General features: G+C 56.2%; 15 protein-coding genes. 13 read left to right on the top strand and 2 right to left on the bottom strand.

The window, feature by feature from the left end; genetic code table 11:
* The first annotated feature begins 37 nt into the window (after positions 1-37).
* From hfq to rpoD, 10 genes are all read left to right on the top strand, one after another.
* Positions 38-274 carry an RNA chaperone Hfq gene (gene hfq, locus JYG33_RS06190; RefSeq protein ID WP_003799329.1) on the top strand — a complete coding sequence of 79 codons (237 nt, stop codon included), beginning with the start codon at positions 38-40 and terminating at the stop codon, positions 272-274.
* A gap of 78 nt (positions 275-352) precedes the next feature.
* A complete protein-coding gene (gene hflX, locus JYG33_RS06185) occupies positions 353-1,441 on the top strand; it encodes a GTPase HflX (RefSeq protein WP_207875129.1) in 1,089 nt (362 codons plus the stop codon).
* On the top strand, positions 1,425-2,741 hold the full coding sequence (gene hflK, locus JYG33_RS06180; protein WP_207875128.1) for an FtsH protease activity modulator HflK: 1,317 nt from the start codon (positions 1,425-1,427) through the stop codon (positions 2,739-2,741). Before hflX ends, hflK begins: the two co-directional genes overlap by 17 nt.
* A gap of 9 nt (positions 2,742-2,750) precedes the next feature.
* The gene (gene hflC / locus JYG33_RS06175) at positions 2,751-3,641 is read left to right on the top strand and encodes a protease modulator HflC (RefSeq protein ID WP_207875127.1); all 891 of its coding nucleotides are present in this window, start codon (positions 2,751-2,753) and stop codon (positions 3,639-3,641) included.
* A gap of 169 nt (positions 3,642-3,810) precedes the next feature.
* Positions 3,811-4,968, top strand: coding sequence for an ATP phosphoribosyltransferase regulatory subunit (locus tag JYG33_RS06170; RefSeq protein ID WP_207875126.1), 1,158 nt, complete (start codon positions 3,811-3,813; stop codon positions 4,966-4,968).
* A gap of 74 nt (positions 4,969-5,042) precedes the next feature.
* The gene (locus JYG33_RS06165) at positions 5,043-6,338 is read left to right on the top strand and encodes an adenylosuccinate synthase (RefSeq protein ID WP_207875125.1); all 1,296 of its coding nucleotides are present in this window, start codon (positions 5,043-5,045) and stop codon (positions 6,336-6,338) included.
* Positions 6,339-6,492: 154 nt separating this feature from the next.
* Positions 6,493-7,038, top strand: coding sequence for a phosphoribosyltransferase (locus JYG33_RS06160; RefSeq protein ID WP_189390842.1), 546 nt, complete (start codon positions 6,493-6,495; stop codon positions 7,036-7,038).
* Between the two features lie 122 nt (positions 7,039-7,160).
* On the top strand, positions 7,161-7,373 hold the full coding sequence (gene rpsU / locus JYG33_RS06155) for a 30S ribosomal protein S21 (protein ID WP_003799344.1): 213 nt from the start codon (positions 7,161-7,163) through the stop codon (positions 7,371-7,373).
* A complete protein-coding gene (dnaG, locus tag JYG33_RS06150; RefSeq protein WP_207875124.1) occupies positions 7,370-9,376 on the top strand; it encodes a DNA primase in 2,007 nt (668 codons plus the stop codon). Before rpsU ends, dnaG begins: the two co-directional genes overlap by 4 nt.
* A 259-nt stretch (positions 9,377-9,635) precedes the next feature.
* Positions 9,636-11,858 carry an RNA polymerase sigma factor RpoD gene (gene rpoD / locus JYG33_RS06145; protein WP_207875123.1) on the top strand — a complete coding sequence of 741 codons (2,223 nt, stop codon included), beginning with the start codon at positions 9,636-9,638 and terminating at the stop codon, positions 11,856-11,858.
* Between the two features lie 143 nt (positions 11,859-12,001).
* Here the strand turns inward: rpoD and JYG33_RS06140 are convergent, their stop codons facing one another.
* A complete protein-coding gene (locus tag JYG33_RS06140; protein WP_207875122.1) occupies positions 12,002-12,955 on the bottom strand; it encodes a LysR family transcriptional regulator in 954 nt (317 codons plus the stop codon).
* Between the two features lie 133 nt (positions 12,956-13,088).
* Here JYG33_RS06140 and JYG33_RS06135 point away from each other — a divergent pair, with 133 nt between their 5' ends.
* The 3 genes from JYG33_RS06135 to JYG33_RS06125 are packed head-to-tail and all read left to right on the top strand — an operon-like array spanning position 13,089 to position 19,049.
* Positions 13,089-14,576 (top strand): TIGR00366 family protein, encoded by a 1,488-nt coding sequence (locus JYG33_RS06135; RefSeq protein ID WP_207875121.1) that lies wholly within the window; start codon positions 13,089-13,091, stop codon positions 14,574-14,576.
* A 25-nt stretch (positions 14,577-14,601) separates the two neighbouring features.
* Positions 14,602-18,048 (top strand): molybdopterin-dependent oxidoreductase, encoded by a 3,447-nt coding sequence (locus JYG33_RS06130; protein ID WP_207875754.1) that lies wholly within the window; start codon positions 14,602-14,604, stop codon positions 18,046-18,048.
* A 41-nt stretch (positions 18,049-18,089) separates the two neighbouring features.
* Entirely contained in the window at positions 18,090-19,049 is a 960-nt protein-coding gene (locus JYG33_RS06125) for an ornithine cyclodeaminase family protein (protein ID WP_207875120.1), read from the top strand.
* 42 nt (positions 19,050-19,091) lie between these two features.
* On the opposite strand, the gene JYG33_RS06120 is transcribed toward JYG33_RS06125, so the two are convergent.
* Positions 19,092-20,396 carry a HAMP domain-containing sensor histidine kinase gene (locus tag JYG33_RS06120; protein ID WP_207875119.1) on the bottom strand — a complete coding sequence of 435 codons (1,305 nt, stop codon included), beginning with the start codon at positions 20,394-20,396 and terminating at the stop codon, positions 19,092-19,094.
* Positions 20,397-20,398 lie beyond the last annotated feature (2 nt).

Here is a 20,398-nt window from a genome sequence, read left to right as displayed (position 1 = left end):
CCATTTCTGGAAAAACAACATAACCGGAGCCTCACCAATGAGCAATAAAGGGCAAATTCTACAAGACCCGTTTTTGAACGCGCTACGCAAGGAGCATATCCCTGTGTCGATCTACCTGGTCAACGGCATCAAGCTGCAAGGTCAGATCGAGTCCTTCGATCAGTACGTCGTACTGCTGCGCAATACAGTCACTCAAATGGTGTATAAGCACGCGATCTCTACCGTCGTTCCTGCACGCCCTGTTACTTTGGCTGCGGATGAGCAGGCTGAATAAATCCTCACCCAGTTCTTTGTACTCTGAAAGACCCGTCTCGCGGTACTCGCGGGCGGGTCTTTGTTTCTGGAGCAAGCGTTGAAGGCACTGGTTATTAGTGTGGATATGGGCGAGCTGGACTACAAGGCTCATGCCGAAGAGTTCGTCATGCTGGCTGAAGGTGCTGGTGCCCAGATTGTTGAGCTGCTGGTGGTGCGTCGTTCCCGTCCGGACTCTGCCTACTATATCGGTACGGGCAAGCTGGAAGAGGCCGTTGCGCTGGCCAAGGCTACAGGGGCGGAAGTGGTGCTGTTTGACCATGCCTTAAGCCCTGCTCAGCAGCGTAATCTGGAGCGCAAGCTGGAATTGCGTGTGGTGGATCGCGTCGCCCTGATTCTGGATATTTTTGCCTTGCGTGCACAAAGTCACGAAGGTAAATTGCAGGTCGAACTGGCTCAGTTGCAGCATCTGACTTCCCGGCTGACCCGTATGTGGACTCACCTGGAACGTCAAAAAGGCGGTATCGGGATGCGTGGTCCGGGTGAATCGCAGTTGGAAATGGACCGCCGCATGATTGGCGATAAAGTCCGTACCCTGCGCGAACGTCTGGCCAAGGTGCAGCGTCAGCGCAGCACCCAGCGTCGGGCGCGCACTCGCAGTGGCACCTTGTCGGTGTCGCTGGTGGGCTATACCAACACGGGCAAGTCCACGCTGTTCAATGCCCTGACTCGTGCTGACGCTTACGCGGCAGACCAGTTATTTGCTACCTTGGATACGACCACGCGTCGTATCTGGATTGAAGGGGCAGGGCAGGTCGTGATCTCGGATACGGTGGGTTTTATTCGTGAACTTCCACCGACCTTGATTGCTGCCTTCCGCGCTACTTTGGAAGAGACCGTCCATGCAGATTTATTGCTGCATGTGGTCGATGCCGCCAACCCTCAGCGCGATGAGCAAATCGCTGAAGTTCATAAGGTTCTGGAGGACATCGGGGCCCATGAAATACCTCGGATTCTGGTCTATAACAAAATTGACCAGGCAGGCTACGAGCCACGGGTAGAGCGGGACGAACATGGTACTATTGCCCGAGTCTTTGTTAGCGCTTTAGAGCGCATCGGATTGGATGGGTTGCGTACAGCAATCGTCGAATCAGGTCATTTCGCGGAAAACAATGCGTCTGAACAATAAAATATTCAATCTCAATGATCCCGGTTGGGGACGAGACAGTGGCAAAAACGGTTCCGAGCCACCTCGCCGCCCCGAGAAACAAGATGGCCCGCCTGACCTCGACGAGGTATGGCGTGACTTCAATAGTCGCTTGGGATCTTTATTCGGCAAAAAGGGACGTCGCTCCCCTCCCGGTGGCATGCCTCCCGGTGGCAGCAATGGCCCGTCCATTCCCAAGGGCTCGCCCAAACTGCTGATTATCGGCGGTGTGGTGGCCGTGGGTCTGTGGATGGCCAGTGGCTTTACCATCGTGCAGGAAGGTCAGGTTGCCGTGGTCACCCGCTTTGGTGAATACACGAAGACCTTGAATCCCGGTCTGCAATGGCGCTGGCCTGCTCCGATCGAGGATCACCAGACCGTCAATATTTCCCAATTGCGTACCTTCGAGGTGGGCTATCGCGGAAGTGCGCGCAACAAAGTCTTGCCTGAATCCCTGATGCTGACGACCGACGAGAACATCGTCGATATGCAGTATGTGGTTCAGTACCGTTTGCTGCCTACAGGCGCACCGGATTACCTGTTCAACACCAATAATCCAGACGAGTCGGTACGTCAGGCGGCTGAAACCGCCATGCGTGAAGTCGTGGGCAAACAGCCTATGGACTCTGTGCTGTACTCCGGTCGTACCCAGATTGCGGTCGATGTACAGCAATTGGCCCAGTCCATTCTGGACCGCTACCGTACCGGTATTCAGATCAGCACGGTTGCTATTCAGAACGTGCAGCCGCCCGAGCAGGTTCAGGCTGCTTTTGACGATGCCGTCAAAGCGGGTCAGGACCGCGAGCGTCAGATCAACGAAGGTCAGGCTTACGCTAACAAGGTCTTGCCTGAAGCCGCTGGTCAAGTGGCTCGCATGATGCAGGAGTCTGAGGGTTACAAGGCTCGTGTGGTGGGTGACGCCAAGGGTGATACCGCACGTTTTGGCAGTGTTGAAGCCGAATACGTGAAGGCACCGGGTGTGACTCGGGATCGTCTGTACCTGTCCACGATTCAGGAAATCCTGGAGCGCACCAGCAAGGTACTGGTTGATACCCGTAGCGATAACAACATGATCTATCTGCCTTTGGACAAGATCGTGCGTCAGGTGGGTAGCCGTACCGATATGGAGCCTTCTGCTCCTGTCGCCTCGGCCGCTTCGCAAGGACAGGTCAGCCGTCCAGCTCCGGCTGTGGCACCTAAAGCACCAGCGCCAGCTAATCCAGCCAATCTGGATACCTCGCTTGGCTCTTTGGTCAGTCCTTATTCCCCATACGCACGCTAGGAGAGCTTGATGCAACGTTTATTTCCTGCTCTGGTGGCCCTGGCGGTAATTGTCGGTCTGCTGCTGTCTTCCGTATTTATCGTGCGTGAGCGCGATGCGGCGCTGGTTTTTGCTCTGGGTGAAGTGCGCGGTACGATCACGACCCCCGGTTTGTACTTCAAGCTGCCGCCACCGTTTGAAAACGTGGTGTTCCTGGACAAGCGTCTGCAGACGATTGAAACCAAGGACCCCGAGCGTATTCAGACGGCTGAAAAGAAAAACTTGCTGATCGATTCTTACGTCAAATGGCGTATTTCCGATCCACGCTTGTTTTACGTGACGTTCGGCGCAACCGACCGTGGTGCTGTCGAGCGTTTGCAAGCCCAGATTCGTGACGCTCTGAACGCCTCGGTGAACGTACGTACCGTGAAAGAAGTGGTCTCTACCGAGCGTGATGCCATCATGCGCGAAGTGCTGACTGCTGTTGAGGCTCGTGCCCGCCCTCTGGGGGTAGAAGTGATCGACGTACGTTTGCGTCGTATTGACTTCGCTCCGGAGATTTCGGAATCGGTTTACCGTCGTATGGAAGCCGAGCGTACACAAGAAGCCAACCGTTTGCGTGCAACCGGTGCCGCTGAAAGTGAGCGTATTCGTGCTGAAGCGGAACGTCAGCGTGAAGAGCTGCTGGCCGACGCCTACGCCCAAGCCCAGGCCATCCGTGGTCAGGGTGACGGTGAAGCTGCTGCCATCTACTCCGACAGCTACAGCAAGAACCCCGAGTTCTACCGTTTCTACCGCAGTCTGGAAGCCTACCGCAGTGCTTTCAGTCAGCAGACCGATACCTTGGTCATCAGCCCCGACTCTGATTTCTTCAAGTACTGGGGCAAGCAAGGATCACCGGCAGCACCGGCTGCTAACTGATCTACGCTAGAGAACTTAGGGCCGCGGGTGTTCCACCCGCGGCCCTGATCGTTTATACTAGCGTGTAAGTTACTAACACCACTTCGCATGCGACTTGGGCGGCTTACAAGCCCCAAGTCGCTTTTTATTTGGCTGGAACTTTCGTTTATAAGTAGTCCGAGGCACGAGTATGTCCAATTGGTTGTTGCCAGAGAGCCTGGCTGATATCTTGCCTGCAGAGGCGCGCCGCATCGAAGAGTTGCGCCGTGATTTGCTAGACTTGTATCGTACTTACGGGTTCGAGCTGGTAGCTCCACCTCTGGTGGAGTATCTGGAATCCCTGCAAGCGGTTTCTGGCACAGATCTGAATCTGCGTACCAGCAAAGTTGTCGATCAAATCTCGGGTCGTACCATGGGCGTACGCGCCGATATGACCCCTCAGGTAGCCCGTATCGACGCTCACTTGCTTAACCGCGAAGGCGTAACTCGGCTTTGCTACTGTGGTTCGGTCCTGCATGCCCGTCCGGCTGGTTTGCTGTCGGATCGTGAGTTGCTGCAGATCGGCGCTGAAATTTTTGGCCATGCCGGTATTGAATCCGATCTGGAGGTGGTGCAACTGGCTCTGGAAAGCGTGGGTCGAGCAGGGGTGCATCATCCTCGCCTGGACTTGAACTACCCTGATCTGGGGCGCTTCCTGATCGAGCGCGATCCTATTTTGAAAACCCGCGTGGCAGAGGTGTGTGAGCTTCTGAACGCCAAGGATGTGTCGGGCCTGCGCGCCCTGGGGCGTGAGTCGGGCTGTCTGCCTGAAACCACCCGTTATCTGCTGGCTTTGACCTCGCTGTACGGCGATGGCAGCGTGCTGGAGCGTGCTCGCACGGTTCTGCCCGATGAGCCGGAGGTGCGTGAAGCCCTGGGCAGTCTGCGTCGTTTTATTGATGCCTTGCCCGGCCATGAAATCACGGTGGACCTGGCCGACATCGGCAGTGGTTACGCCTATCATTCGGGCCTGATTTTCTCGGTGTACGCCGAGGGCTGGCACGACGCTCTGGTGAAGGGTGGACGCTTTGACGGTATTGGCCGTATGTATGGCCGTGCTCGTCCTGCTACCGGCTTCAGTCTGGATTTGCGCAAGCTGTCCGCTGGCCTGCCTCCGGCGCAAGCCGCGCGTGCCGTGCGTGCTCCCTGGGGCAGCGATGCAGACCTGATCGCAGCGGTGAAGCAGTTGCGTCAAAGCGGTGAAATTGTGGTCCAGATGCTGCCCGGACAAGAGCTGAATCTGGATGAATTCGTGATCGACCGCGAGCTGGTCTCGTTGGACGATCAGTGGCAAGTTAGGGCGCTGTAAGCCAGAGAGCTTGCGGCGTTGGTGATTGTTATTGGTCCGGCACTGTGCCGGCCTCCTTTATTCTGATACTAGACATGAGCAAAAACCTTGTGGTGATTGGCACCCAGTGGGGTGACGAAGGCAAAGGCAAGATCGTCGACTGGCTGGCCGAGTCCGCGCATGGCGTGGTTCGTTTCCAGGGTGGGCATAACGCTGGCCATACATTGTGGATTAATGGCAAGAAGACGATTCTGCGCCTGATTCCTTCGGGCATCATGCACGAGCACGTGACTTGCTACATTGGCAATGGCGTGGTGCTCTCGCCCGAAGCCCTGTTGACCGAAATCGCCGAGCTGGAAGCCGCTGGTCTGGACGTGCGTTCGCGCCTGCAGATCTCGCCTGCTTGCCCGCTGATTTTGCCCTACCACATCGCTGTGGACCAGGCTCGTGAAAAGCGTAAAGGCGACGGCAAGATTGGTACGACCGGCCGCGGTATCGGCCCAGCCTACGAAGACAAAGTGGCACGCCGTGCTCTGCGTGTTCAGGACTTGTACGATCCCGAAATCTTCGACGAAAAACTGTCTGAAGCGCTGGATTACCACAACTTCGTGCTGACCCAGTACTTGGGCGCCGAAGCGGTCTCCGCCGAGCAGGTTCGTGAACTGGCCATGAAGCATGCTGAACAGCTTGCTCCTATGGTGGCTGACGTCTCCAATAATCTGTACCAAGCCAAGAAAGCAGGGCAGAAGCTCTTGTTTGAAGGTGCTCAAGGTGCGTTGTTGGATATTGACCACGGTACGTACCCCTTCGTCACCAGCAGCAATTGCCTGTCCGGTGCTGCCTCCGCAGGTTCGGGTGTTGGTCCTCAGGAACTGAGCTACGTGCTGGGTATCGCCAAGTCCTACACCACTCGTGTTGGCTCGGGTCCATTCCCTACCGAGTTGCTGGACGACACCGGTATGCGTTTGGCTACCGTCGGCAAGGAATTCGGTTCGGTAACGGGTCGCCCACGTCGTTGTGGCTGGTTTGACGCGGCTGCCATGAAACGCTCGGTGATGATCAACGGTATCTCCGGTCTGTGCATTACCAAGCTGGACGTGCTGGACGGCGTTGAGCAGATCAAGATTGGTGTGGGTTACCGCTACAAGGGCGAGTTCCTGGACGTGCTGCCCTACGGCGCGCACGCGGTTGCTGAGGCCGAACCTGTTCTGGAAGAAATGCCCGGCTGGACCGAGTCCACCGTGGGCGTGACCGACTACGACAAGCTGCCTATCAATGCCCGTCGTTACCTGGAACGTATTGCTGAACTGTGCGATGTACCTATCGACATGGTTTCTACGGGGCCAGATCGCAACGAAACCATCGTATTGCGCGATCCGTTTACCAAATAAGCGATTTCTCGCGGTATAATGCCTTGCACCGTTGTGCGGTGCGTACAGAGCGGCCTGAAGGGCCGCTTTGTCGTTCTGGATGCTGCGCGGCCTACCAGACTCTTGTTTTGCGGGTATGAAAGGCGCAGCTATTGCATTTATATCTGGAATACATATGAGTCTGCCCCCAAATAGCGATACTGATGAATGGGTTTCCTGGGAACAATACAATCGCCTGATTGAAACATTGGCCCTGAGCATTCACGAGTCAGGTTGGAAATTCGACAAAATTGTTTGCCTGGCACGAGGCGGCATGAGAGTGGGAGACGTTATTTCGCGTATCTATGATGTTCCCCTGGGCATTTTGGCCACCAGCAGCTATCGAGAAGCCGCCGGTACCGAACAGGGTGATCTGGATATTGCGCAATACATCACCATTACTCGTGGCACCCTGGATGGTAATGTGCTGCTGGTCGATGATATGGTCGATACGGGCAAGACTTTTATGCGTGTGCGTGATCACTTGCGTGCACAGTTTCCCGCGATCACCGAGCTGAAAACCGCCGTTTTGTGGTGGAAAGGCCACGCCCAGGTCGACCCGGACTACTACGTGTCCAAGTTGCCCACAAATCCCTGGATTCATCAGCCTTTTGAGGACTACGATAGCATTCGCCCTCATCAGCTAGATGCCTGGATCCGCAAGGGTACTGGCCAGGCTTGATCGCTGGCATTCAGATAATTGGTGGATAGCCTGATGGCGCCTTGCTTGGTGTATGCCTGCAATCGTGCTACCATATTGGGCTATCTGTTACGCTAACTCTTTTTACAAAGGTCAGGGATTACATGTCCATTGTTCGCCTGAAAGAAAACGAACCCTTTGAAGTTGCTCTGCGCCGCTTCAAACGCACTATTGAAAAAACTGGTCTGTTGACCGAGCTGCGTTCGCGCGAATTCTACGAAAAGCCAACGGCTGAGCGCAAGCGCAAGCACGCTGCCGCCGTGAAGCGTCACTACAAACGCATCCGCAGCCAGCAACTGCCTCCACGCTTGTATTGATCCCTGAATCTTTTGTTCAGGAACTGCTCGCCCGTGTCGACGTCGTAGATGTCGTCGGGCGATATGTGCAGTTGCGTAAAGGCGGGGCCAACTTGCTTGGCCTGTGCCCTTTTCACAACGAAAAATCCCCTTCATTTACAGTCAGTCCCACCAAGCAGTTTTACCATTGCTTCGGTTGTGGCGCTCACGGATCGGCAATCTCGTTCCTGATGGAACACACAGGGGCTTCATTCCCTGAGGCGGTACGCAGCTTGGCTGGTTCCGTCGGGATGACCGTGCCCGAAGCAGATCGCACCCCACGTCAACGTGCTGCCGATGCCCGTCGTAAAGACGAATTGTCGCGCCAGCATCTCATTCTTGAGACGGCCCAGGGGCATTACCTACGTCAGCTAAAACAATCTCCCATTGCTATCGACTATTTAAAACGTCGCGGCCTGGATGGGGAGACGGCTGCCCGTTTCGGCTTGGGCTGGACAGGCACGGAGCGACGTGGACTATCGGCTGTATTTCCGCAGTATGAAGACAAGCAACTGGTTGAATCGGGCCTGGTCATCGAGTCCGAGGATGGTCGTCGCTACGACCGCTTCCGCTCGCGCGTCATGTTTCCGATCCGCAGCAGCAAGGGCCATATTATTGGCTTTGGCGGCCGTCTGATCGAAAAGGGCGAGCCCAAGTACCTGAATTCACCAGAAACCACGCTGTTTTCCAAAGGTCACGAGCTGTATGGCTTGTGGGAAGGACGTCAGGGCATACGCAAAGAAGGCTTTGTCCTGATTGTTGAAGGTTATATGGACGTGGTGGCGCTTTCGCAACATGGCTTGCACAATGCCGTGGCGACTTTAGGCACCGCGACGACTGAATATCACATCACCAAATTGATGCGCGCCAGCGACCGGCTGGTGTTTTGCTTTGATGGTGACGGAGCAGGGCGCAAAGCCGCCTGGCGTGCGCTCAATACCTGCTTGCCGCTAGTCCGTGACGATGTGTCCATCCGCTTCATGTTCCTGGCGGACAATCACGATCCTGACTCTTTTGTCCGTGAACACGGTGCGGTCGCGTTTCGCGAGCAAGCCCAGGAAGCGCCCGCCTTGTCGCGCTTCTTCCTGGACGAGCTGGCTGCCCGCCATCGTATGGACGAGGCAGAAGGCCGTGCTGCTTGCGTGCATGAAGCGCTGCCCTTGCTCTTGGAGTTGGCTGACAGCACCTTGAAAGTGCAGATTCAACATGAATTTGCCCGCATGGTCTTGCTGACCCCGGACGAATTGGCACAACGCCTGAGCACGGTTGAACCCGTGCGTCGGCCTGTGGTCGATACGCCTCCGGCTCAGGATGGTTTGGTTGCCCGGCCACCCGTGCCGGTGCAGCCTGCACCGTCGTCGGATGGCATGGAGCCATTTGAGGACGGCTTTGACGGTTCGTTTGCCGACAGTCTGCCAATGGAAGGCTGGCAGGACGAACCGGACTGGCATTCGCAGCCCGAACAATATCAGGAACGGCCTGCCGCCGCTCGTGGCAAAGGCAAGAATAATCGCCAGCGGACCGAACGCGCAGTCGTGGGCGGCAGCCGTGCCGTGACCCCGATGGCCAAGCGTTTGCTGCGCTTGCTGATCGGGCATCCCACCTTGGTGGGTGGGCTTGGCGATCAACAACTTGAAATTTTGGCGCAAAGTCCCCACTTACGATTAGTGCAAGAGCTGATTGCCTTAAGCAATACCAGCTCGGCGCGTCACGCAGGCGCTTTACTGGAGGCCGTGGACCCCGAGTCCGACCTGGCCCCGGTACTGGAAGCCTTGGCTACGGAGCTGTTGGGCGAAGAAGAATTGCCCGATCCTCAAGGCGAATGGCGGGATGCGCTGCATCGCATTGAACTGGATGCGATCAAAGCAGAGCAGTCGGCACTGGTGGCTACGGGCTTGCAAGAGCCTGAACAGCGTCAGCGTTATCAAGAATTGACACGCCGTATTGCTTTGTTGAATGCTGCTTATACTCGGCAAGTGAAGTAAAATATTGGGTTATGTGTTGTGTTTGTGGCCGGCCAGGGGGTTAAAACTGGTACGCGAGCAAATGCGGCGGGTTAGCGGATTGTGAACCACCTTATGCCTTGAGCCCATGAGCCAGGGATTAAATGACTTAGGGTTCGCTCGCGCAACACGCCCAGGAGCAAGCCGGTTGTGGACACGCTCATCATCAGGCTCTTGCCTGTACGACTCGGTGGCTACATATTTAGTGCCACAGGGGTAAATGGCGTCTATGGAAGAAAATATGACTCAAACGACTGGTAAAACCTCGACGACGGTCTCTCGGTCTGCTAAGAAAACCTTGGCCGCGACAGCAAAATCAGGGGCATCAAGCTCGGTAGAGCTCGATGAACTTCACGAAAGTGGAGAGCCAGGCGCAGCGCCTGCCAAGAAAGCCGCTAAAAAGGCTGCTGCGAAAAAAACGGTAGCCAAAAAAGCGGCTGCCAAGAAAACGGCCGCTAAAGCCGCTACCGGCGGTCGCCGTGGACGTCCCGCAAAAAATGCCAATAACGACGGTATTGACTTTGTCGATGACGACGAAATGGGCGAAGAAGAGGTCATTCCTGATCTCAAACCGGTGGCCAAGCGTGGTGCCAAGCGTGCCAAAGCCGAAAAAGACGTGTTCGGTGTACGTGGCCAGCTCAGCCCTGAAGAACAGGAAGCCCGCCGCAATCGCCTCAAGGCACTGATCAAGCTGGGCAAGGATCGGGGTTACCTGACCTACAGCGAAATCAATGACCACCTGCCTGACGATCTGGTCGATGTCGAAGCCATTGATGGCATTATCGGCACCTTCAGTGACATGGGTATTTCGGTCTACGACCAGGCTCCCGACGCTGATACCTTGCTCATGAGCGATAACGCGCCCATGGCATCCAGCGACGACGACGTCGAGGACGAAGCTGAAGCCGCACTGACCACAGTGGATTCCGACTTTGGTCGCACAACCGATCCCGTGCGTATGTACATGCGCGAAATGGGTTCGGTAGAGCTGCTGACCCGCGAAGGCGAAATTGAAATCGCCAAGCGTATCGAAGACGGCCTCAAGCACATGGTGATGGCGATTGCCGCTTGCCCAACCACAGTTAACGAGATCCTGGCCTACGTTCAGCGTGTACGCGAAGGCGTCATGCAGATCGACGAAGTGGTTGACGGTCTGGTGGACGACGATGGCGAAGAATACGCCGGTTCGGGTGTGACGGCTGAGGACGAGGATGAAGGTCCCGCTGGCGGCATGAGCAGCAAGCAGATCGAATACCTGCGCAACAAATCCCTCAAGAAATTCGACATTATTGGCGAATGGTTTGACAAGATGCGCGTGTCTTTCGAGACGGACGGTTACAAGAGCCAGGGCTATGTGCAGGCGCAAGAAACCATCCTGAACGAATTCATGGGTATTCGCTTTACCGCCAAAATGGTGGAAAAGCTGGCCGACACCATGCGTGAGCAGGTCGCTATTGTGCGTCAGCACGAGCGCGAAATCCTGACCATCTGTGTGGACCGTGCTGATATGCCACGTGCACACTTCATCAAGGCTTTCCCAGGCAACGAAACCAATCTGGAATGGGTAGTTCAGGAAGTGGCTGCTGGTCACGCGTACAGCTCCATTCTGGAACGCCATATCCCTGCGATTCAGGAAGTTCAGCAAAAACTGATCGACCTGCAAACCAGCGTTGTGCTGCCTTTGAAGGACCTGAAAGAAGTCAACAAACGCATGACCACGGGCGAAGCCAAGGCACGTAAAGCCAAGCGCGAAATGACCGAGGCCAACTTGCGTCTGGTGATCTCCATTGCCAAGAAGTACACCAACCGTGGCTTGCAGTTCCTGGATCTGATTCAGGAAGGCAATATCGGCTTGATGAAGGCAGTGGACAAGTTCGAGTACCGTCGCGGCTACAAATTCTCCACATATGCAACGTGGTGGATTCGTCAGGCCATTACGCGTTCGATCGCTGACCAGGCCCGCACGATTCGTATTCCGGTTCACATGATCGAGACGATCAACAAGATGAACCGTATCAATCGTCAGATTCTGCAGGAAACCGGCGTCGAGCCCGATCCCGCAACCCTGGCCCAGAAGATGGACATGCCCGAGGACAAGGTTCGCAAGATCCTGAAGATCGCCAAAGAGCCTATCTCCATGGAAACGCCTATCGGTGACGATGACGATTCCCACTTGGGCGATTTCATCGAGGACAACAACACCGTTTCGCCATCGGATTCCGCTTTGCACGGTTCCATGCGCGATGTGGTGAAAGATGTCCTGGATTCCCTGACGCCACGCGAAGCCAAAGTGCTGCGCATGCGTTTCGGTATCGAGATGAGCACCGACCAGACTCTGGAAGAGGTAGGCAAGCAGTTTGACGTAACGCGTGAGCGTATTCGTCAAATAGAAGCCAAGGCTTTGCGCAAGCTGCGTCATCCTAGCCGTGCTGACAAGTTGAAGAGCTTCCTGGAAAGCCAGTAAGTTTTTAGCTCTTCAGCCGGGGTCGGTAGTAAAACCGGCCTTCTGAATCACACCCCAAAAGTTGGAGTTTTCTCCGACATTTGGGGTGTTTTTTTATGCATTGCTTATTCAGATCAGCTTGTTTGGCGCGGGCCTTTTAGGGCTCAATTTCCGGGTACTTGCACATTCCCTTCCGTCATCAGATGGGATTCGCGTAGAACGCTTTTTGCCAGCAAACGCAAGGTGTTGGCGCAGGCCAGGGCTGCTTTGGACATCTGGGCCTCATGCCGATAAATCAGGCCCAAATCCATGGAGGGCACGCCACTGGTCATGGCCGTTCTGCGTATCCTGCCGCCATCGTGGGACCAAGGCCTGAAAACAAGGTCTGACAAAATAGTGACCCCGACATTCTGGGCCACCAGGCTGCGCACCGCCTCAATGGACTTCGTACGAAAAACGACCTTGGGCTTGAGCTTTGCTGCGCTCCAGTAGCGATTGACCGTAGCCACATGCTCATCCATATCCAGCAAGATAAATGCCTGATCAGCCAGTTCCTGCAAGGAGACAGAGCTTTGCGTCGCCAAGGGATGATCCAGCGCTGTCCAGAGTCGGCGCTCGGACTTCAGTAGTCGTTCTTGCTGAAGGTCTGAGCGGCGCGTCAAGTTGGAGACAAGAACGACAGCCAGGTCGAATTCGCCGTCTCGTACTCCATGCTCGATTTGAAGGCGGTTACGTTCAACCGGCTCAAAGGAAACCTGCGGGAGTTGGCGGCGCATGGCACCGATAATTTTAGGCAGCATGTATTCCGAGACTGTGTCCGTAATGGCTAGTTTCACTGAGCCTTCTACGGACGAAATAGCGTCCTTGGTCTCCGCGACCGCCATTTCCAAAGACGCCAGTATGTGCTCGGCATGCCGCAGAAAGCCTTCGCCGTGCAAGGTCAGCCGCAAGCCAGCAGAATGCCTGCTAAAGAGCTGCACCCCCAGAAAAGATTCCAGGTTTTTCAAGGAAGTGGTGAGCGAGGGCTGGCTGACATAACAACGCTGGGCAGCCCGAGAAACCTGTCCCGTTTGGGCGGCAGCGACGAAGTGCTCCAGTTGTTTGATCGTGATTTGCATAGATTTATTCTATATCACTGCATAGATTTAAAGGATTATGAATATCGTATGACGATTGCTAGGATCCCCATCAGCACACCGTTTGTCGATGTGCAACAAGGAACGCCAACAGTTCCAATATACGGAGACACTCATGCAATCTTCATCAAAAGTCCCTGCCGGGATAGGGCGGGGTACACCTCATTCTCATGCGCCTGGCGATACGGACAGTCAGTCTGGTGTTCTTAGTCGCCTAGGTTTGCGCTTTACGGCCTGGGCAGAGCGCTGGTTTCCAGATGCTTATGTGTTTGCCGCGATTGCCGTGGTTGTTGTGGCATGTGCGGCTATGGTTAATGGCTCCAGCCCGCAAGCAGTTGCCAAGGCCTTTGGTGACGGGTTCTGGAGCCTGATCGTTTTTACGATGCAAATGGCTCTGGTGGCGATTGGTGGTTACGTGGTGGCGACTTCGCCGCTGGCCGCCCGCCTTATTGAACGCCTTGCTGCTGTACCCAGTTCTGGCCGACAGGGCATCGCTTGCGTTGCGGCCATCAGCATGATTTTGTCCTTGTTCAATTGGGGGGTGTCATTAATTTTCAGTGCGCTTTATGCACGGGCCCTGGCACGTCGTCCTGATTTGCGGCTGGATTACCGCGCAGCAGGCGCCGCCGCGTATCTGGGCCTGGGTGGCACGTGGGCCTTGGGTCTCAGTTCTTCAGCCGCACAGTTGCAGGCTAATCCGGACAGTCTGCCTAAAAGCATTCTCGATATTACCGGGGTGATCCCATTCGGCCAGACCATTTTTTTATGGCAGTCCATGGTCATGGCCGTGATTCTGATCACGGTATCGGTGCTGATTGCGTTTCTGTCCGCTCCAACGGCTTCCAAGGCGGTGACGGCTCAGGAGCTGGGTGTGGACCTGACGGAATTCAAATCGGCTGATAAAGAATCCACCACCCGGCGTCCGGGCGAATGGTTTGAACGTAGCCCCATTCTGACCATTCTTCTGTGCGCTCTTGGTTTTGGCTGGCTGGCACAAGAGCTGATTGCCAAGAGTCCTCTGGTGGCAATCTCTGGGCTGAACACCTATAACCTCTTGTTCCTCTTGCTGGGTTTGTTGCTCCATTGGCGTCCACGCAACTTTCTTGATGCGGTGACGCGTGCAGTCCCCTCTACAGCAGGCGTCATTATTCAGTTCCCCTTGTACGGCGCCATTGCCGCTATGTTGACGGCCGCCAAGGGGGCCGGGGGAGTGACCCTGGCCGACCGTATCGCGCATCTGTTTGTCAGCATCTCCAGCACAGAGACTTTTGCAGTGATGATGGGAGCCTATTCGGCAGTTTTGGGCTTTTTCATCCCCTCGGGTGGTGGGAAATGGATTATTGAAGCCCCCTACGTCATGCAGGCAGCGAATGAACTGAAGGTACATTTGGGTTGGGCCGTCCAGGTCTATAACGCGGCTGAGGCGCTGCCCAACCTGATCAATCCCTTCTGGATGTTGCCGCTGCTCGGAGTGCTGGCCTTGAAAGCCCGCGACATTGTTGGCTTCACCTTTTTGCAGTTGCTGGTGCATGCACCGCTGGTCCTGTTCATGCTCTGGTTCTTTGGGCGTACCTTGACCTACATCCCTCCTGTGATGCCTTGATTCAGAGGGAGTGTGATTCATCGTGATACCAACTGAATTCAAACAGGGATACTGCACGCTTTGTCGTTCGCGTTGCGGCACGGTCAACGAGGTGCGTGGGGAAAGCTTGATTTCCGTACGTCCCGACCCGTCGCATCCGACCGGGGAGGCCATGTGCATGAAGGGGAAGTCGGCACCTGAAATGGTGCATAGCCCTCATCGCATGCACTATCCGATGCGGCGCACCCAGCCCAAAGGCAGTGCTGATCCTGGGTGGGTGCGTATCAGTTGGGAGGAGGCGCTCTCGGAGACGGCGCAACAGCTAGGCCGAATCAAGTCCGAGAGCGGCGCGGAGGCGGTCGTGTTTGCTGTGACGACACCCAGTGGAACCTCGCTCAGTGACAGCATCGACTGGATTGAGCGTTTTGTCCGCCTGTTTGGTAGTCCCAATATTTGCTACGCAACCGAGGTGTGCAATTGGCATAAGGACTATGCGCATGCTTTTACCTTTGGTTGTGGCATGCCACCGGCTGATTATGCCAATGCAGATCTGATGGTCTTGTGGGGGCACAACCCCACCAATACATGGTTGGCGCAGGCCAACGCAATTGGCAAGGGGCGGGCAAAAGGGGCCAAGATGATTGTGGTTGACCCCAGGCCAACGGCATTGGCGCGTCAGGCCGAGGTGTGGCTGCCGGTACGCCCAGGCACGGATGCGGCGGTTGCGCTTGGCCTGATGCACTTGATGCTACGTGACGAGGGCTTCGATAAGGCATTTGTCCGTGATTGGACTAACGGGCCTTTATTGGTCCGTAGCGATAACGGGCATTTTTTACGAGAGCAAGATCTTTGGCCTCATGCCGGGCAGAACCGCTATGTAGTGTGGAGCGACGCACATCAGTGTGCGGTGCCGTATGACACCGAGCGGAGTGCACAGGAGCAAGGTGGCGAGCATTTTTGCTTGCGGGGTACTTTTTCAATTGATACCGAAAAGGTCGCGGGGCTTCTTTGTCATCCTGCATTTGAACTGCTGGCTCAGGCCAGTGCCGCCTATCAGCCAAAGGAGGTTGAGCGTATCAGTGGTGTGCCGGAAAAGGCCTTGCATGCCGCTGCTGCACTGTTTGCGTCCAGCGCCCGCATTGCCTATCACGCCTGGACGGGCATTGGGCAGCATTCCAATGCAACGCAGACAGAGCGGGCAGTCGCTTGTTTGTATGCACTGACCGGGAGTTTTGACTGTATAGGGGCTAACCGAGTGCGTATCGGGCCGCCTACTCAGCCAGTAAATTCACTTTCCCTCTTGGCTGATCGTCAGCGTATGAAGGCATTGGGGATTGATGAGCGGCCTATTGGCCCACCCGCCCAAGGCTGGGTGACAGCACGCGATACGTACCGGGCCATTCTGGAGGGGAAGCCGTACAAGGTACGTGGGATGTTGGCGTTTGGCACGAACTTGCTGGTATCACAGGCTGATACGGCGCATGCGCAGCAGGCGCTTTCTCAGCTTGAGTTCTATGTGCACTGCGATTTGTTTGAGACGCCTGCCGCCAAGTATGCAGACATCGTGCTGCCCATCAACACGCCCTGGGAGCGTGAGGGTTTGCGGGTCGGTTTTGAGATTACTGATCGGGCGGCAGGGTGGGTGCAACTGCGTCAGCGTATGGTGCCGCCTCAAGGCGAGTCACGATCCGACAATGATGTTGTTTTTGACCTGGCCTGCCGATTGGGCATGGGGGATGATTTCTTCGGGGGTAGCCTGGAGGCTGGGTGGAATCATATTCTGGAACCCATGGGCCTGTCGGTGGAACAACTGCGGCAGCAGCCGCAGGGCATTGCCTGCTCTATTGATGCCAGCGAAAGAAAGTATGCGCGTGTCACATCAAAGGGAGTGCTAGGATTTGATACGCCGACGCGGCGGGTTGAACTCTACTCGGAGAGGCTGCTGAAGTATTCCCAACCGCCCCTGCCCAATTTTATTGAGCCAGCCGATACACCACATGATCTTAAGGCGACGCAGCAGGGGCGCTTTCCCTCTGTGTTGAGCTCGGCTAAAAACGGTTTTTATTGTCATAGTCAGCACCGCAGTCTGGTGTCGCTGCGTAAACGCGCTCCAGACCCGGTCGCTGAGTTGAGCCCTGTGCTGGCGAATGCGAAAGGGATTTTGGATGGAGACTGGATACGCATCAGCACCCGTCTAGGCAAGGCACGATTCGTTGCCCGTATCACGCCACAACTCGCTGAAAACCTGATTGTGGCGGAGTTCGGCTGGTGGCAAAGCTGTCCGGAGCTGGACCGCCCGGACCTGCCCATTGAGGGTGCTCAATCTAGCAATTTCAATACCTTGATCTCTGCCGACCACCATGATCCTGTCAGTGGTTCTGTGCCCATGCGCTCTTTTCTCTGTGATGTGGAGCTGGACCCTGAAACTCAGGCGCGCCAACGTAAATGGGCGGGCTATCGTGATTTCAAAGTCAGTAAATTGCACCCGGAAGCGGAGGGAGTTCTGGGTATTCATTTTGAGTCTGTAGAGGCACTGGAGTTGCCGGACTTTAGACCAGGGCAACATATCGAAATTCAGTGGGGTGGAGGAGGGGGAGTCGCCTTGTCGCGGGCCTATTCGCTGACTGCTGCGGCTCAAGTCCCTCATCGACGCAGCTACAGTATCGCTGTCCGCCATCAAAAGGGGCTATCGCCTGATGGTGTGCCCTTTGAGGGCCGCATGTCTGGCCTGTTGCACCGTCGACTCCGCCTGGGTGACGTGGTGTCGCTGCGCGCGCCCTCCGGAGGCTGGGTCCTGCCGCGCCAATCTCAGCAGCCGCTTTGTCTGTTTGCGGGTGGCATTGGTATCACGCCTTTCATCAGTCTTCTGGAGTCCCTGCCAAACGGGGCGGAAGGGCCGGAAATCTGGCTGTATTACGGCAACCAAAATAGTCGCACACATGCATTTCGTGAGCGCATCTTGTATCACCAGTCCCGTCTGCCCCAGTTGAAGGTGCTCAACTATTACGCCGCGCCGCTTGAAGGGGATCGGGAGGGAATCGATTTCACGGAGCAGCGTTATATCGACGCCAGTGTGGTCGATGACAGGCTGATCGAATTGCGTGCGCGGGTGTATATGTGTGGCCCTCCTATGATGATGGATATCGTTTCCGCCGGACTGGTGGAGCGGGGTGTTCCCCGTTTTGACATCTTTAGCGAAATTTTTCGTTCGCCTACTGAACCTCCGCAGGGTGATCAGCGTTTCAAGGTCAGCTTTTTACGCTCGGGCCGCGATGCCGTGGAGTGGGGGCCTCAGCAAGGGACCCTGCTGAGCTTTGCTGAATCGCTGGGTTTGCAGATGGCTAGCGGTTGTCGGGTGGGGCAGTGCGAAAGCTGTGCGGTGCGTTTGGTTTCTGGCAAGGTACGTCACCTTCATGGTGGTGAACCAGAGGACCCAGGCGTTTGTCTGGTCTGTCAGGCGATTCCTATTGAGGATGTTGTCCTGGATGCGTGAGGACGCGCAGACCTTCATTCCCTTTTAAACACAGGACTACTATGAAAATTGTTAATACGGCGGACACACGGCAGGCGCTTTCTTTTGATCGTCTGATTCCCGCGCTGGAACAGATGTTCATCACGGGTTGTCACGTTCCTTTGCGGCATACTCACTCACTGCATGAGACGGATGAGGCGTCTCCCAGAACCTTGCTGATCATGCCTGCATGGCAAGGAGACCGATATTTGGGTATCAAGACAGTTGCTATCTGCCCCGCCAATGCTGAACGTGGCCTGCCAGGCCTGCATTCCAGTTATCTGCTGTATGACGCCAAGACGGGTGAGCCATTGGCATTACTGGACGGCAATGAAATTACCTCTCGCCGAACGGCGGCTGCATCGGCATTGGCTGCCGCCTACCTGGCTCCTGCAGCGGCTCGGAGCCTGCTGGTCGTGGGGTGTGGGCGTGTGGGCAGTCTGATCCCGGAAGCCTACCGAGTTGTCCGGCCTATTGAGCGGGTGCTGGTGTGGGATCGGGATGTGACGGCAGCGCAGAGGCTGGTAAAAAGTTTGAGCCAGCAAGGCTTTGATGCACGGCTTGCATCAGACTTGGGCAGCGCCGTGGGCGAGGTTGACATTGTTAGTTGTGCGACGCTGGCTACCGAGCCGATTATTCGTGGTGCGCTGCTGGGTTCCGGTAGTCACCTTGATCTGATTGGTAGCTTCACCCCGCAGATGCGAGAAGCCGATGATGCGTGCTTCAGTCATGCGCGTCTCTATATTGATACGCAAGAGGCACTGCAAAAGAGTGGGGAGCTACTGGGGCCTATGTCGCGTGGCGTCTTTACGCCGGGTGATGTGGTCGGAGACCTGGCGGATTTGGTGAACAAGCGGGTTGAAGGCCGGAAGGACTTAGATGGCCGCACGGTCTTTAAAGCGGTGGGGACCGCTTTGGAAGATCTGGCTGCGGCCATCCTGGTTTACGAGAGCTCAGTTTCAGCGGTGAATACGGTGTCTTGAGCCGGTCCTGGAAAGGGCGTATCAGTCTGACTTCAAACAGGCTTATGACGGATCAAGATCCAGCATGAAAACACAGCCTTTCTCATTCGCTCCGCTTTGAACGCTAAGGCTCCAGCCCTGGGCCAGGGCCAATTGGCGTGCCAGCGCCAGGCCTATGCCTCGGTGGCCCTGTTCACGCAAGCCTGTCGCCAGTTGTTTACCTTGACTGAAGTGGCGCTCAAAAATCAGGATCTGGTCTTGTGTGGCAATGCCTGGGCCGTCGTCCTGCAGGGCGAGTACAGAGGGGGCAATCCAGCTTAATTGCAGCTTGCAGGGGGCGGCATGGTCGATGGCGTTGCGCATCAGGATGCGTAGCAGCATGGACAAGGCATAAGGGTCCAGGGTGTAGATCAGGGTGTCGGGCAGCAGATTGCTCCACCGCACTTTGCTGCTATCCGCGTCCAGCAGGGCGACGGCTTGCCAGGTTTGTTGGGCCAGTTCGTGAAGCTCCACCTCGCGGACATGGCGCTCTGCGGTATAGGCCAGGCTTTCAGCCGCATCCAGACTGGCGGTGACCGCGTCGGCGTGGACCATCATGCGCTGCAGGCGCTGCTGTTGGGAGCCTTCGGGCAGTTGCAGCAGCAAGAGTTCGCAATCGCTGCGTATGGCGGTCAGGCCCGTGCGTAGTTCGTGGCCCAGATTGGCGGCGAATTCCCGTTCGTGGGTGAGCAGCTCTTCAACTTGCTCTTGCATGCGGTTAAAGGCACGAATCAGGCGTCCCGCTTCATCGTCCTGATGCTCGGGCAAGCCCGAGCGGCCCGGTGCCCAGTTTTCCAGGTGGCGGGACAAGGTCAGCATGGGGGCGACGGCATGGCGGGCGACGCGGCGACCCAGTAAAAAGACCAGCAAAATGGTGGCGGAACCGATCAGCAGCAGAATCAGACCAAATTCACGCACCCGGTCTTCGTGCGGGGTGGCGCGATACACCAGATACAAGTGGCCTTGCTCCTGGTCCTGGCGCAGCACGTGCCAGGTATCACTGCCTATATGAAATTCATAAATGCCCGGTTTGGGGACTTGGGCAAATTCAGGCAGATTATCCAGAGCCTGGCCCGGCAAGAACCAGTAACTGTCCAGTTCGGCCCCCAGTGCCTCGCTGCGGTCGTAGGCGCTGTCTGGCAGCAAGGTGGGGTTGCGGGCGTAGGAGATCAGCATGGCATTGACCATTTCGTCTTCCATGCGTGCAAAAGCGACATAGGCCAGTCCACCCATAATGATGACCAGCAAGGCTGCAATCAGGGTCAAGGCCCAGGACACCCGTTGTGTCAGGGTGCTCATGAAGCGGCTTCGGCGCAGGGTTTTTGCCATTG

The sequence above is a fragment of the Alcaligenes sp. SORT26 genome, assembly GCF_017377875.1.
Classification (GTDB): domain Bacteria; phylum Pseudomonadota; class Gammaproteobacteria; order Burkholderiales; family Burkholderiaceae_B; genus Alcaligenes; species Alcaligenes parafaecalis.
The sequence above is the reverse complement of the archived record's forward strand: the minus strand, read 5'-3'. Positions and strand labels throughout refer to the sequence as shown.

Bases quoted from the DNA above. Each gene is read 5' to 3' on its own strand.
- hfq (WP_003799329.1), top strand. From the start codon at position 38: ATGAGCAATAAAGGGCAAATTCTACAAGACCCGTTTTTGAACGCGCTA.
- hflK (WP_207875128.1), top strand. From the start codon at position 1,425: ATGCGTCTGAACAATAAAATATTCAATCTCAATGATCCCGGTTGGGGA.
- hflC (WP_207875127.1), top strand. From the start codon at position 2,751: ATGCAACGTTTATTTCCTGCTCTGGTGGCCCTGGCGGTAATTGTCGGT.
- JYG33_RS06170 (WP_207875126.1), top strand. From the start codon at position 3,811: ATGTCCAATTGGTTGTTGCCAGAGAGCCTGGCTGATATCTTGCCTGCA.
- JYG33_RS06165 (WP_207875125.1), top strand. From the start codon at position 5,043: ATGAGCAAAAACCTTGTGGTGATTGGCACCCAGTGGGGTGACGAAGGC.
- JYG33_RS06160 (WP_189390842.1), top strand. From the start codon at position 6,493: ATGAGTCTGCCCCCAAATAGCGATACTGATGAATGGGTTTCCTGGGAA.
- rpsU (WP_003799344.1), top strand. From the start codon at position 7,161: ATGTCCATTGTTCGCCTGAAAGAAAACGAACCCTTTGAAGTTGCTCTG.
- rpoD (WP_207875123.1), top strand. From the start codon at position 9,636: ATGACTCAAACGACTGGTAAAACCTCGACGACGGTCTCTCGGTCTGCT.
- JYG33_RS06140 (WP_207875122.1), bottom strand. From the start codon at position 12,955: ATGCAAATCACGATCAAACAACTGGAGCACTTCGTCGCTGCCGCCCAA.
- JYG33_RS06135 (WP_207875121.1), top strand. From the start codon at position 13,089: ATGCAATCTTCATCAAAAGTCCCTGCCGGGATAGGGCGGGGTACACCT.
- JYG33_RS06125 (WP_207875120.1), top strand. From the start codon at position 18,090: ATGAAAATTGTTAATACGGCGGACACACGGCAGGCGCTTTCTTTTGAT.
- JYG33_RS06120 (WP_207875119.1), bottom strand. From the start codon at position 20,396: ATGGCAAAAACCCTGCGCCGAAGCCGCTTCATGAGCACCCTGACACAA.